Origin of the sequence: Microbacterium sp. ZW CA_36 (assembly GCF_044987475.1) — a bacterium.
GTDB lineage: Bacteria > Actinomycetota > Actinomycetes > Actinomycetales > Microbacteriaceae > Microbacterium.
Genome location: NZ_JBJDRL010000088.1, coordinates 1 through 12461, shown reverse-complemented (window position 1 = coordinate 12461; position 12461 = coordinate 1). Strand labels below are relative to the sequence as shown.

Here is a 12461-nt window from a genome sequence, read left to right as displayed (position 1 = left end):
CTCGGCGTGGGGGTAACCCGACGCCCAGTCGGCGCGTCGCCGCCAGACCGTCGTCCATGGCCGGTTCGCACGGCGGGTCAGGGTCTCGAGCGTGGCGCGCACGGCGACGCCCGTCTTCAGCAGCAGCACCCCGACGGCCGCTCGTCGCGGCGGCCAGGTCTTCTCGAGGTATGTGACCTTGCCGGCGAGCACCATCGAGCCCTTCGAACTGCCTGCCGACGACCCTCCCACGGTGTGGATGATCGCCGCCGGGGGATAGACGACGCGCGCCATGCCCTGTGCGGCCGCCCGCATGCTGAACTCGGCGTCCTCTCCGTAGAGGAAGAACTCCTCGTCCATGCCGCCCAGCTCGACGAAGTCGTCCCGGCGGATGAGCAGCAGGCACCCGGTGATGATCGGCACCTCGCGGATCGTGTCGCGCGGCCACGTGCCCAGCGACTCGGGGTCGAAGAGGCGGGAGCGCCGGAAGACGGTCGACAGCATCGTCGCGTACATGCTGAGCGACCACAGCGTCGGCGCGCCCCAGCACGACGAGGGCTCGAGCGTGAGGTCGGCCCGCAGCGTGCGCCCGCCGATGATGCGGTACTGCGGATTCTCGCGGGCGAAGCCGATCATCCGTGGCAGCGAATGCTCGAGCATGACCGCGTCGGGATTGAGCAGCAGCACGAACTCGCCACGGGCGAGCGCGGCCCCGCGGTTGACCGCGCGGGCGAACCCGAGGTTCTCGCCGGCCTCCACCACGTCGATATCCGGGTGTGCCGCGCGCAGCGCCGCCGCGCTGCCGTCGCCGGATCCGTTGTCGACCACGACGACCTGCGCGTCGAGACCGCCTAGGTGCGCGAGCACCGAGCCGACGCACGCGACCGTGTCGTCGCGGGTCTCGTAGTTGACGATGACGACGGTGACGTCGGGCGCCGGGGTCTGCACGGGGTCCTCCCAGAGGTGATCGCGGCGGATGCCGGTGCTCAGAGCGGCACGGGGGCGAGGTCTTGCGAGCTCACGGCACGCCAGCGGCGCGCGGTGTCGAGAGTGGACGCGCGCAGCGAGGAGGGCTCGCAGACGATGGCGAGCCCGCGGTCGCCCAGGAACCGCGCGAGATCCTGCTGGTGCGCATCGACGTGCTCACCGTGCTCCACCGAGCGCGGTGCGAGCACCGGCACCTTGCCGGCCGCCAGCGCGGCCAGGGCGGTGCCCGTGCCGGCGTGCCCGATGATCACGTCGGCCTGCCGCAGCGCCACGCCGAGCTCGCTCGAGGGCAGGGACGAGACCGCTGTGATCGGAAGGTCCGACACGTCCGTGGCGCCGACCTGCCACAGCGTCTCGACGTCGCCGTCGAGGTCGCCGAGAGCGGCGCGCGCGCCGTCCACGAGCCGTCGGTACCCGAAGTCGCCGTTGCCGCCGACGGTGACCACGGCACGGCGGATCGGCGCGGGGTCGTCGACGGGTTCGACGCGGAAGCCGTCGAACACCGACAGCGCGTACCGCCACCGGGCGTTCACGGCGTGCGGGTACTGCACGTAGCGGTCGACCCACGGCACACGCTCCATCACCTTGCCCGTCGCCGAGATGCCGGTGACGCGCGTCGCGCTCTCGATGTAGGTGAACGGCACGCGCCGCGCCGACGCGGGCACGAGCGCCGACAGCGCGATCTGGGCGCCCGTGCTGATGACACGGTCGACACGGTGATCCCGCATCGCCTGCCGCGCGATGCCCGTGTCGCGCATGACGCCCGCGTAGTCGCGCGGCGGCCGGGTGGGCACGTGGTACACCGTCTGACCCTCCAGCAGCGACCGGCTCTGCGCGGTGTCGTCGGTGAGCCAGACGACGTCGTCGCCGTCGGCGACGCGGGGTGCGAGCATCTTCAGCTGCGTGAGGTGGCCGCCCGAGATCGCGACGAGGAGCGTGGTCATGGTGCGGCCTCCATGAGGGTGTCCCAGGCGATCTCGGCGATCACCTGCTGGCCCGCCACGGACGGGTGGAAGTGGTCGATCGCCGAGATCTCGGCGGGCGAGAACTCGTAGGCGAACACGGCGCCGCCGTCCGAGATGCAGGCGCTGTCGGCCGCACAGACCTCGGCGATCACCGCGTTCAGCTCGTCCGTGCGCGCCGCGACGGCGTCGCGCCGCTCGGTCGCGGCCGCGTCGGTGGCGGCGGCGTCGCCGAGCAGGTTGCTGCACGACGGGCTGCTGTCCCAGACGTCCCGAGTGCCCTGGTCGTCGCGGCCGACCTCCCACAGCCGGTGGAGGTCGGGGATCGACAGCGCGAGCACGCGGGCGTCCGGCAGGCCATCGCTCAGCGCGGCGAGAAGTGCTGTGTACGACGCCCGGAAGTCCTCGACGCTCGTCATGCCGTCGACGTCGGGGGCGCAAACGTCGTTGCCGCCGAGCAGCACCAGCACGAGTTCGGGCTCGGCCGCGATCACCTCGTCGACGCGCGCGACGGCATCCGCGACCGTGCCGCCGTCCTTCGCGGCGTTGACGGTGTCGGGAACGCTGCCGTTGGCTGCGCCGATGCGCATCGCGACCGAGCCGACGGCGGGTTCGTCGCCGGTGGCCCAGCTCGCGGCGGTGCAGCGCCCCGGCTCGGCGCAGGCGTTGACGCCCAGGGTCATCGAGTCCCCCAGCGCGCCGATCGTGGCGACCTGCGAGAGCGTGGGACTCGACTCGAGTTCGTCGAGGTCGACCGGCTCCGGTGCGGGCGCCCCCGCGCAGGCGGTGAGCACCGCCAGGAGGAGTGCGATCGCGGCGGTCGTCGCGGCTGGTCTTCTCATGCCATCACCCGGCTCGTGTCGTCTCGGTTCCAGGTCCGTGTGCGCGCGCGAGCGATGTCGCGACGGGCGAGCACGTTGGGCAGCGTCCAGCTGACGCAGTACACGGCGAAGGGCACCCAGAGGCCGGGCCGTGCCGCGACCCGACGCGCGAGCCCGCCGCGGGATGCCGCGGACGGCCGCGCGGCATCCTGGTGCTGCACCCGGTCGGGCAGCTCGCGGTTGCCGCGGGCGATGCGCACCGAGCGGCGCAGGTGCGCGCGCATGTCGGCTGCCGAGCGCACGCTGAACGTGTGGTCCGCCAGCATCGCGCGCTCGGCCGGGGCGAAGAGCTGCTGCACGAACCGGTCGTCGGCGATGACGTCGGGCCAGGCGTCGAACCGGGCGCGGCCGGCCCTCGTCAGCGCGTAGACCCCCGAGCCGATGTGGTCGCTCTGGCGGTAGTCGCTGAGCTCCCAGATCCGGTAGTGCTGACGCACGAGCCACGACGCACCCGAGGTGTCGACGTGCAGGCGAGGAGATGCGACCTCGATGCCGGGCGCGTCGAGGGCGTCGGCGAGTGCCAGCAGCGCGTCGGGGTCGATCCGCACGTCGGCGTCGACATAGGCGCGGGGGAAGACGGATGCCGCGTCGTCACCGGCCTGCAGCGCCGCGATCTTCGAGGCCTGCGGCGTCTCGACGACCTGGACGCCGTCGTAGGCGCGTGCGCGGGCGGCGGTGTCGTCGGTGCAGCCGTTCGCCGCGACGATGATCTCGAACTCGTCCCTCCGGCCGGAGTCGCACAGCGCGCCCAGCACGCGGTCGATCACCGCGCCCTCGTCGTGCGCGGGGATGACGATGCTCAGCCGCGCGGTCACCGGCCGGCCTCCGGGGTCCATGCCGGTTTGGGAGCCGCGGCCGTGCGCGATCCCTCGGTGACGACCCACGCGGCGACCGCGAGCAGCATCATGTGCACGAGGAACGACTGGAAGAAGCCGAACGCGTCGAAGAAGAACAGCGCCGCGCTGTAGCCGGCGATCGAGACGGCGAGGGCGAAGGCGAGCAGCGCGTGCCGCGGCTCGGCCGCCCAGCGCAGGGCGTAGACGAGCAGCATGACGACCGGCGCGAGCATGAAGATCGCGTAGCCGATGACGCCGAGTGCGCCGCCTTCCATCAGGATGCTGAGCACCTGGTTGTCGAGGATGAACGAGTTCGCGTCGTCGCCGACGACGATGCGGCTGCCGAACCCCTGCCCGAAGAAGGGGTACTGGCGCACTTCGACGAAGGCCGGTTCCAGGTCGGCGAGACGCCCGGCGCCCGTCATCCCCGCTGAGGTGTACTGCGATGCGATGAGCGTGTCGACGTCGAGGAACGACAGCAGCATCGACTCGACCTGGGCCGGCACGAGGAACATCGCGAGCAGGAGCGCCGGCACCGCGAACGCCGCCAGCAGCAGCGCGACCTTGGGCCGCAGCAGCAGGGTGAGCAGGAACATCACGCCCATCACCACGACGGCCGTGCGCGAGATGGCGGCGACGATGCCGCCGAACACGATGACGGTGCCGATCCCGTACGCGATGCGCCGATTCCACACGTTGCGCGGCCAGATGGCGTACTTGGCCAGGTAGATGAGGATCGGCAGGAACATGCACAGCATGACCGCGAGGGCGATCGGATGCTGCGCCGAGCCGTACGCGCGATTCACCCCGGCCCGCATGGCGTCGCCGCCGTCGTCACGGATCACGACCAGCGGCAGGAAGTTCGCGAGCATCAGGAAGACGTTCGTGCGGGCGACGCGCTCGAAGACGGCGAGGAAGGCCACGATCACGGCCATCCACGTGAGCACCATGAGGAAGCCCATCACCATGCGCTCGCTGGTCAGCATCTGGCGCACCGAGAAGAACACCGACAGCAGGACGCCGAGCTGGAAGAAGCCCGACAGTGCGGTCGTGGCCAGCCCCTCGTTCACCAGCCGCATGCCGTTCGCGATGAACGACACCAGCAGGGTCGCGAGGAAGATACCGATGGGCCAGCCGAAGGCGACGGGGCGCCAGCGCCGTGTCCGGTCGAACAGGAACGCGAGCCCGAGCGCGGCGATCGCGATGAAGATCATGAGGCGGTACGCCTCGAGCGCGAACGGCAGGGGGATCGGCAGCGCGTAGCGGCGGGCCGGGATGAACATGACGGTCGCGGCGAGCAGGAACAGCAGCGCCGGCCACGTGAACAGGATGCGGCGCAGCAGCACGATGAGCGCGATGCCGAGGAGGGCTGCCCCCACCGCGATGGGCGGAAGGAAGATCACCCCGGCGATCACGATCGCGGCGAACAGGACCGCGATCCCGGCGACGGTGCCCCAGTGGGGGCGTCCTCCGTCGCCGGGCGCGACCTGGACAGGTGGAGCGTCGGTCTCGTCGGCGGGTGTGAGGGGCGGTGCGTTTCCGGACGACATGTCGTGGCTCCGAACCCGGGCGACCGACGGCCTACGCGGTCTCGTTCTCGTTGGCGGCGCGCCCGGATCGGCGCGAGGGCGGGCCCGCACCCACGAGCTCGCCGACCTCGGCATCGAGTGCGATGCCGGTGGGCTCGGTCGCGGCGACGCCGGGCTCGGCATCCGTTCCGCTCGCGGGCTCTGCTGCCGCGTCGCCGGCCGCCTTCGTGCGTGCGGCCTTGCGCCGGGCGGAGCGCGAGCGCAGCCCGGCGATGATGAACACCAGGACCACGAAGGCGAGGAACACGCCCACGAAGGTGACGACGACGGGGATGGCCGGGTTCGAGGAGTCGCCCTCGACGGCGTCGCTCGCGCCGAGCGGCTCGATGAGCACGCGCAGCTCGGGTGCGATCTCCTGCGCGTCCTGCTGGGCGACGACATAGGCCGTGAAGGCGGTCGCGGCGGCGCGCGAGATCTCCTCGGCGCGCGGAGCGGTCTCGGCGGTGCCGACGGCCTCGAGCACGGGCAGGTCGTAGCGACCAGGGAAGCGTTCATCCCCGGTGGGCTGCGTCGTGCGTCGCAGCGCCGTGATCGACTCTGTTTCGTCGTCGAGCGGACCGATCTCGGCTTCGACCGTGTCCTGGATCATGTCGCTCGACAGGATGTACGCGTACACGAGCGCGGTCGAGGACATGTCGATGACCTGCGGGTCGGACGTCCCCTGCTCGATGGGGACACCCGGCACCTGCGACTGGTAGAGCCGGTCGGACTCGCTGGTGAGCAGCATGGTCGTGGCGGCCGTCCACGTCTGCTGCGCTCGCGAGACGACCTGCCCTTCGACGATCGCGAAGCCGGCGAAGAACGCGGCCACGGCGGCGACGAGCGCGCCGAAAGCCAGCACCCACTTGTAGTTCCAGAGGACTTGCAGATACTTCGGAGTCTCCATGAGACACCCTCTCTCCGTGTGCTTCCGGACGCAGACCGTCCGAACCCCCAGCACGCCATCGGGCCGTCCACGTCGCGCACCGGATCCCAGATGTGGTGTCGCGACAAGACTTGCACTGCCATAGTCGCCCCGCATTGTTAACGGCGCCCTGTGCGTTTGTTGCACGGGTGTAAAGACTGAGCGACATTCGCCAGCCCGGGTTGTGTCCGTCTTGACGGCTCCCACAGAGTGGTCAGCGAGAGCCGGCATGGCTCCCGTTGGTGGCGGGCCTCGTCCTGGGGGAGGTGGCGTTCTGGCAGTCCTGTACAGCTTCCCGTTTGCGCTCGGCTCGCCGGGCATCGGCTTCACCGCATGGAACCAGGCGAACGAACTGGTGCGCGCCGGAGTCGACGTCCACATCGTCGCCGGGTCGGTCGAGAAGCCGATCGAAGGTGCGGCATCCGTGCGCACGACCCTCACCGTGCGCGGCCGGCGCGTGCCCCACCGCGCGATCGGTCGCGACCGCGCGATGCGCATCCACGATGCCGTCACGGCGGGTCTCGTCGGCCGGCTGCTCGACGGGGGCGCGGATGACGTCGTGCACGCATGGCCGCTCGCGTCGGCCCGCACGCTGCGCGCGGCGCGGCGGCGCGGCATCCCGGGTGTGCGCGAAGTTCCCAACACCCACACGGCGCACGCGTACGAGGTCGTGGCGCGCGAGTACGCGTCGCTCGGCCTGGAGCCTCGTCGCGGCGAGAGCCACACCGTCAACGCGCGCCGACTGGCCACCGAGGAGAGCGAGTACGCCGCCGCAGCCGGCCTGCTCGTGCCGAGCGAGGCCGTCGCCGTCTCGTTCCTGGACCGCGGGTTCGACGACAGCCGGCTGCTGCGGCACCGCTACGGCTGCACGGTGGCCGCACCGCCTGCCCGAGACAGCGGCGGGCCGTTCACCGCGGTGTTCCTCGGCAGGGGCTCGCCGCGCAAGGGCCTCCATACCGCGCTGCAGGCGTGGACGGCGTCGACGGCGGCCGCCACCGGGCGGTTCCTCGTCTACGGACTCCTCGACGAGGACTATGCGGCGCTCCTGGTGCCGCTGCTCGCCCACCCGAGCGTCGAGGTGCGCGGCGTCACCTCGGAGCCGATGCGCGTGCTGGCATCGGCGGATGTGCTGCTGCTCCCGACGGTGGAGGAGGGCAGCGCCCTCGTGACCTACGAGGCGCAGGTGGCCGGGTGCGTGCCGCTCGTCTCGACCGCGGCGGGCGCGGTGATCGACGAGGGCGTGACCGGCTTCACCCACGTCGTGGGCGATGTCGGCACGCTGACAGCGCAGCTCGACCTCTTGATCGCCCGCCCCGACGTGCTCGCCATGATGTCGCGCGCCGCGATGGCGCGTGCGGACGAGCTGAGCTGGGCGGCGGCGATCCAGGCGACCCTCGCGGCCTACCGCGAGGCGGCACGTCTGGTGAGGGGGTCGTCGCATGCCGCGGCCTGAGGACGTGACCCTCGCGATCTGCACGCGCGAGCGACCCGAGATGCTCACCGCGGCGCTCGCCTCGTTCACGGCGGTGACGCCGCCGGGCGTGCAGATCCTCGTCGTCGACTCGGCGTCGACGACGACGGCGACGCGGATCGTGGCGGAGGCGGCAGGCGTCGACTACGTGCGCAGCGACATCAAGGGGCTGTCGATCGCCCGCAACCTGGCGCTCCACACGAGCGACCGCCCGATCGTGGTGTTCACCGACGACGACTGCGCCGCGGTCGACGGCTGGATGGCGCCGATCCTCGAGGGCTTCGACGCGCCGGTCGTCGGAGCGGTGACGGGACGGATGCTGGACCACACGCTCGTCGGCACCCAGCCGTCGCCGCCGCCCCGGCGCTTCACCCGCACGATCGAGGGCATCGACGCCGGGCACGGCGCGATCATGGCGTTCCGGCGCGAGCGGCTCGTCGCGCTGGGCGGCTTCGACCCCGTGCTCGGCGCGGGGCGCCGGCTCGCCGGCGCGGAAGACCTCGACATGTTCTGCCGCATCCTCGATGACGGCGCGCACATCGTCTACGACCCCTCGTGCGTCGTGCATCACGTGCACACCCGCGCGGACGACGCCTACACCGCGCTGCATCACGGGTACGGGCTGGGCCTCGGGGCGCTCACGGCGAAGTGGGTGCGCCTGCGCGCGCTCGTCGGCGTGCGGCTGTTCGCGGTGGCGACCAAGCGCACGCTGTCGCGCGCGGTGCGCAATCGGCGCGAACCGCGGCGACGGGATGCCGACCTCGCACTGTTCCGCGGAATCCTCGGGGGCTTCTTCATCGCCGTGCGCTTCGCGCTCGACGGGCGCGTCTTCGTCGACCACGACCCGCCGGCCCCGATCTCGCTCGGGGTCGAGACACGCAGAGGAGGCGACGACTGATGAGCGCGCACACCGATCTCCCACGCCGGGCCGAGCTCATCAGCTCGCTCGACGAGAAGTACGTGTCGAATGCGGTCACGTTCGCGGCGATGCACGCCGCGGGCACGATGATCGTCGACGGTGCGCCGCTGCGCGGGCCCGACGGCACGCTGGACCGTGCCGCGATCCGACGGCGGGTCGAGCGGCTGAGCTGGTTCGCGCCGGCGATGCGGCAGCGCCTGGTGCCGCCCCTGCTGCGCTTCACGACACCGGCGTGGGTGCCGGTGACGAGCCTCGACCTCGACTATCACGTGCGGTTCGCCGAGGGCATCGAGCCCGACGATCCGACCCGCGTGGAGCGGTTCACGGGGCGGCTGAGCCCGACGATGGATCCCTCGCGCCCGCTGTGGGACTTCGAGTTCGTCGAGCTCGACTCCGGGCGCGTGGCGATCGTCATGCGCTACCACCACGTGGTCGGCGACGCGATGTACGGCCTGCGGATCGGCGATGTGATCGCCGGCACCGCGGCGATGGCCGAGCCGCCCGAGCCGGGGGAGGAGCAGTACCTCGAGCTCGGCATCCCGCCCCGCAACGGCATCGAGGTGCTCGCGCTCGCGTTCGCGCAGTGGCGCTCGCGCCACCCCGGTGTGCGGCAGGCGTGGCGGGCGTACTGGCGCAAGTCGTTCCGCATGCGGCTGCGCCGCTGGGGAGGCCGTCTGCTGCGCCCGGTCAAGAACGCGCGCATCGCGCGGACGGGACTGCTCGACGACGTGCGCGAGGGGCGCCGCTCGGCGTACGAGGCGGTCGATCTCGCGGCAGCCACCCGGCGCGCGTACAAGCTCGGCGGCACGGTGAACGACCTGGTGACGGCGGCGACCCTGGTCGCGATGGCGCGCCAGCGGCCCGACGCCGAGACCCTGTCGATCCTCGTGCCGATCTCGCGGCGCGGAGCGGGTGACGGCGGGGTGCGCAACGACATCAGCGTCGTCAAGGTGGCGGTGGCGGCATCCGCCCCGCTCGAGCAGATCGTGCCGAGCGTGCGCGCGCAGGTGCAGGCTGCGGTGGAATCCGGCGGCTCGGTGGTCGAGGGTGCCGAGGATTGGGTGGGCTACGCCACCTCGGTGACCTGGGGTCGCGACGACCGCTTCTTCGGCACCGCCGCCGTCGAGACGGTGACCGGCTGGCCGGCGGGCGATCCGCGCGACGAGGTGGCGTGCCTGGCGTGCTCGTACCGTCGCGAGCTCGTGATCAGCGTCACGGCGCGCTCGTCGGTCGACCTGCCCGCGCTGATGGCGGTCTACCGCGAGCTGCTGGCGCCGGTGCCGGTCGCCGCCGGCGCCCCGGGCGGCGCCCCGGCCGGCGCCCCGAGCGGCGCTTCGGGCCGTGTGGATCCTGTCGCGGGGGTAGCGGGATGAGCCGCCTCCGGAGCGCGCTCGCGTCGGTGTTCGACCCGCGCACGCTCGTGCACGGTCTGCGCCTGGCGCACTTCCACGGCTACTCGTTCGTGCGGCAGGTGCCGCTGATCCGGATGGGGCCGGGGGTGTCGATGGCTCCGAACGTGTCGTTCCGCAACGGGGAGCGCATCTCGATCGGCGCCGGCACGCACATCGGCGAGTTCAGCCTGATCTGGGCGGGCAACCAGACCGGCCGCATCGAGATCGGCGAGAAGTGCCTGTTCGCCCCGCACGTGATGGTGACGGCGTCGAACTACGGGGTAGAGCGCGGCCCGGTCCCGATCATGGACCAGCCGAAGATCGAGAGCGACGTCGTGATCGGTGCGGGCTCGTGGCTCGGCGCGAACGTCGTGGTGCTGGCGGGCGTGACGATCGGCGAGGGCGCCGTCGTCGCTGCAGGGGCAGTGGTGACGAAGGACGTTCCGGCGTTCGCGATCGTCGGAGGGGTTCCGGCGCGCGTCATCGGCGAGAGGCCATCCGGCCAGAAAGTGGGGATGAGCAGTGGGGAAGCTCAGCAGTAGCGCCAGGTCTTCGGCGCGCGGGAGGAAGCACTCGACACGGGGGATGCGGTTCGCGGGACTGGCGGTGGGGACCGCCGTCGTGGCGTCGCTCATCGGCGGTGGCGCGGCGTCGGCATCGTTCGCCGCCGGCGAGACGGCGGGCGTGTACACCGTCAGCTTCCGATCGATGGACGGGATGGATGCCGCGCTCACGGGCATCGCCGCAGAGCCCGACGCCGTCTACGACAGCGTCGTGAAGGGCTTCACGGGATACCTCACAGCCGACGAGGTCTCGCTGCTGCGGGTGTCGCCGACGGTGCGGGGGATCTCGTCCAACAAGGTGGTGACCGGCGCCGCGCAGACGGTGCCGCCCGCGGTGGGCACGGTGGAGGCCGATCTGCCGCCGACGAGCGCCACATCGGCCGGTGCGTGGGACGGCCCCGGGCTCGCCATCATCGACTCGGGCGTGAGCGTGCACTCCGATCTCAACGTCGCCCGGCAGATCAACTGCTTCGGCAGCGGCGACGGCACCGACGCGAACGGGCACGGCACCGGCGTCGCCGGCGCCGCGGCGGCGATCAACAACAGCGTGGGGCTGGTCGGCATCGCGCCGGGCGCGCCCATCACATCGGTGCGCGTGCTCGACAACAAGATGCAGGGGACGCTCGCCACCCTCATGTGCGGCCTCGAGTGGGTGATGGACAACCACGAGCGTTACGACATCGCCGTGATGAACATGAGCATGCAGTTCGGGCAGGCCGACGACGGCAACTGCGGGTACACCAACGGCGACGTCATCCATCAGGCGATCTGCGCGCTCGTCGACGACGGCGTGGTCGTGGTCGCGGCGGCGGGCAACTCGACGCGCGACCTGGCGCAGTACTCGCCGGGCAACTTCGACGAGGTGATCACCGTCACGAACGTCGCCGACTACGACGGCAAGCCGGGCTCACGCGCCGCGAAGCTGTGCACCGAGTCGTCGGCTCCGGTCGACGACACGATCAACCCGAAGAGCAACTGGGCGGTGAGCGCTGCCGATCGTGCGCACACGATCGCGGCTCCCGGCACGTGCCCGTACACGACGAAGAAGGGCAACCGGTACGGCTACATCGCGTCGGGGACGAGCATGTCGGCGGCGGTGATGTCGGGCGTCGTGCTGGCGTGCTTCGCCGAAGGCTCGTGCGAGGGTCGCACGCCGCGGGAGGTGTTCCAGATCCTCGAGGCGCAGGCGCAAGCAGCCGCGACCACGCGCGGCAAGCGCTTCGCCGGCGACCCGCTCAGCCCGATCTCCGGGCGGTACTCCGGCTGGCTGGCGTCGACGGTGCCCACGGGCATCACCCCGACCCCGACCCCGACTCCCACGCCGACGCCGACGCCCACACCGACGCCGACGCCGACTCCGACGCCGACCCCGACGCCGACGCCGACGCCCACGCCGACCCCGACGCCGACTCCCACGCCTGACACGCAGGCGCCGAACGCGACGATCACCGCGCCCGCGGCAGGTTCGACGGTCTCGGGTACCGTCACGGTGCGGGTGGTCGCCACCGACAACGTGGCGGTCACCGGGGTGACGCTGTGGTCGGGTGCGACGAGGCTCGGCACGCTGGCGAAGCAGTCCGACGGCTCGTGGAGCGGCAGTCTGTCGTCGCGCAGCTACCCGAACGCGACCTACCCCGTGCATGCGCGGGCGGTGGATGCCGCGGGCAACACCGGTTACAGCCCAACGATCTCGCTGACCCTGCGCAACTGACCCCGCCCCCGGTCGTTGAGCGGAGGGCGCTCCAGCGCCCTGCCCCTCGGTCGTTGAGCGGAGGGCGCCCCAGCGCCCGCAGTCGAAACGCGTCGGCGTCGCTCGTAGGTGAGGCGCGTTTCGACTCGCTCGTCCCTCGCTCGCTCAACGACCGGGGGCGGGGTCAGTTGCGCAGGGTCAGCGAGATCGTTGGGCTGTAACCGGTGTTGCCCGCGGCATCCACCGCCCGCGCATGCACGGGGTAGGTCGCGTTCGGGTAGCTGCGCGA

General features: G+C 71.8%; 11 protein-coding genes. 5 read left to right on the top strand and 6 right to left on the bottom strand.

All coding sequences use genetic code 11. The annotated features are described in order from the left end of the window. From ACI3KX_RS20600 to ACI3KX_RS20575, 6 genes are all read right to left on the bottom strand, one after another. Positions 1–927, bottom strand: a 927-nt coding sequence (locus ACI3KX_RS20600) for a glycosyltransferase family 2 protein (RefSeq protein ID WP_404910914.1), incomplete at its 3' end; no start/stop codon positions are given. A gap of 38 nt (positions 928–965) precedes the next feature. Then, positions 966–1910 carry a glycosyltransferase gene (locus ACI3KX_RS20595; RefSeq protein ID WP_404910913.1) on the bottom strand — a complete coding sequence of 315 codons (945 nt, stop codon included), beginning with the start codon at positions 1908–1910 and terminating at the stop codon, positions 966–968. Next, a complete protein-coding gene (locus ACI3KX_RS20590; RefSeq protein WP_404910912.1) occupies positions 1907–2770 on the bottom strand; it encodes an SGNH/GDSL hydrolase family protein in 864 nt (287 codons plus the stop codon). Before ACI3KX_RS20590 ends, ACI3KX_RS20595 begins: the two co-directional genes overlap by 4 nt. Next, positions 2767–3645 (bottom strand): glycosyltransferase, encoded by an 879-nt coding sequence (locus tag ACI3KX_RS20585; RefSeq protein WP_404910911.1) that lies wholly within the window; start codon positions 3643–3645, stop codon positions 2767–2769. Before ACI3KX_RS20585 ends, ACI3KX_RS20590 begins: the two co-directional genes overlap by 4 nt. After that, complete coding sequence (locus tag ACI3KX_RS20580) at positions 3621–5195, bottom strand: O-antigen ligase family protein (protein WP_404910910.1); 1575 nt, start codon at positions 5193–5195, stop codon at positions 3621–3623. Before ACI3KX_RS20580 ends, ACI3KX_RS20585 begins: the two co-directional genes overlap by 25 nt. Before the next feature lie 31 nt (positions 5196–5226). Then, complete coding sequence (locus ACI3KX_RS20575; protein WP_404910909.1) at positions 5227–6120, bottom strand: hypothetical protein; 894 nt, start codon at positions 6118–6120, stop codon at positions 5227–5229. A 247-nt stretch (positions 6121–6367) separates the two neighbouring features. Here ACI3KX_RS20575 and ACI3KX_RS20570 point away from each other — a divergent pair, with 247 nt between their 5' ends. The 5 genes from ACI3KX_RS20570 to ACI3KX_RS20550 are packed head-to-tail and all read left to right on the top strand — an operon-like array spanning position 6368 to position 12193. Then, positions 6368–7591, top strand: coding sequence for a glycosyltransferase family 4 protein (locus tag ACI3KX_RS20570; RefSeq protein WP_404910908.1), 1224 nt, complete (start codon positions 6368–6370; stop codon positions 7589–7591). After that, positions 7578–8507 carry a glycosyltransferase family 2 protein gene (locus tag ACI3KX_RS20565; RefSeq protein WP_404910907.1) on the top strand — a complete coding sequence of 310 codons (930 nt, stop codon included), beginning with the start codon at positions 7578–7580 and terminating at the stop codon, positions 8505–8507. The genes ACI3KX_RS20570 and ACI3KX_RS20565 overlap by 14 nt, the downstream gene beginning before the upstream one ends. After that, positions 8507–9901, top strand: coding sequence for a wax ester/triacylglycerol synthase domain-containing protein (locus ACI3KX_RS20560; RefSeq protein ID WP_404910906.1), 1395 nt, complete (start codon positions 8507–8509; stop codon positions 9899–9901). The genes ACI3KX_RS20565 and ACI3KX_RS20560 overlap by 1 nt, the downstream gene beginning before the upstream one ends. Next, complete coding sequence (locus tag ACI3KX_RS20555; protein ID WP_363356971.1) at positions 9898–10461, top strand: acyltransferase; 564 nt, start codon at positions 9898–9900, stop codon at positions 10459–10461. Before ACI3KX_RS20560 ends, ACI3KX_RS20555 begins: the two co-directional genes overlap by 4 nt. A 43-nt stretch (positions 10462–10504) precedes the next feature. Continuing rightward, positions 10505–12193, top strand: coding sequence for a S8 family serine peptidase (locus ACI3KX_RS20550; RefSeq protein WP_404910905.1), 1689 nt, complete (start codon positions 10505–10507; stop codon positions 12191–12193). The last annotated feature ends 268 nt before the right edge of the window (positions 12194–12461 follow it).

Excerpts from the sequence above, each read along its gene's own strand:
- ACI3KX_RS20575 (WP_404910909.1), bottom strand. The coding sequence starts at position 6,120 with ATGGAGACTCCGAAGTATCTGCAAGTCCTCTGGAACTACAAGTGGGTG.
- ACI3KX_RS20585 (WP_404910911.1), bottom strand. The coding sequence starts at position 3,645 with ATGGACCCCGGAGGCCGGCCGGTGACCGCGCGGCTGAGCATCGTCATC.
- ACI3KX_RS20570 (WP_404910908.1), top strand. The coding sequence starts at position 6,368 with ATGGCTCCCGTTGGTGGCGGGCCTCGTCCTGGGGGAGGTGGCGTTCTG.
- ACI3KX_RS20595 (WP_404910913.1), bottom strand. The coding sequence starts at position 1,910 with ATGACCACGCTCCTCGTCGCGATCTCGGGCGGCCACCTCACGCAGCTG.
- ACI3KX_RS20580 (WP_404910910.1), bottom strand. The coding sequence starts at position 5,195 with ATGTCGTCCGGAAACGCACCGCCCCTCACACCCGCCGACGAGACCGAC.
- ACI3KX_RS20560 (WP_404910906.1), top strand. The coding sequence starts at position 8,507 with ATGAGCGCGCACACCGATCTCCCACGCCGGGCCGAGCTCATCAGCTCG.
- ACI3KX_RS20565 (WP_404910907.1), top strand. The coding sequence starts at position 7,578 with ATGCCGCGGCCTGAGGACGTGACCCTCGCGATCTGCACGCGCGAGCGA.
- ACI3KX_RS20550 (WP_404910905.1), top strand. The coding sequence starts at position 10,505 with ATGCGGTTCGCGGGACTGGCGGTGGGGACCGCCGTCGTGGCGTCGCTC.
- ACI3KX_RS20555 (WP_363356971.1), top strand. The coding sequence starts at position 9,898 with ATGAGCCGCCTCCGGAGCGCGCTCGCGTCGGTGTTCGACCCGCGCACG.
- ACI3KX_RS20590 (WP_404910912.1), bottom strand. The coding sequence starts at position 2,770 with ATGAGAAGACCAGCCGCGACGACCGCCGCGATCGCACTCCTCCTGGCG.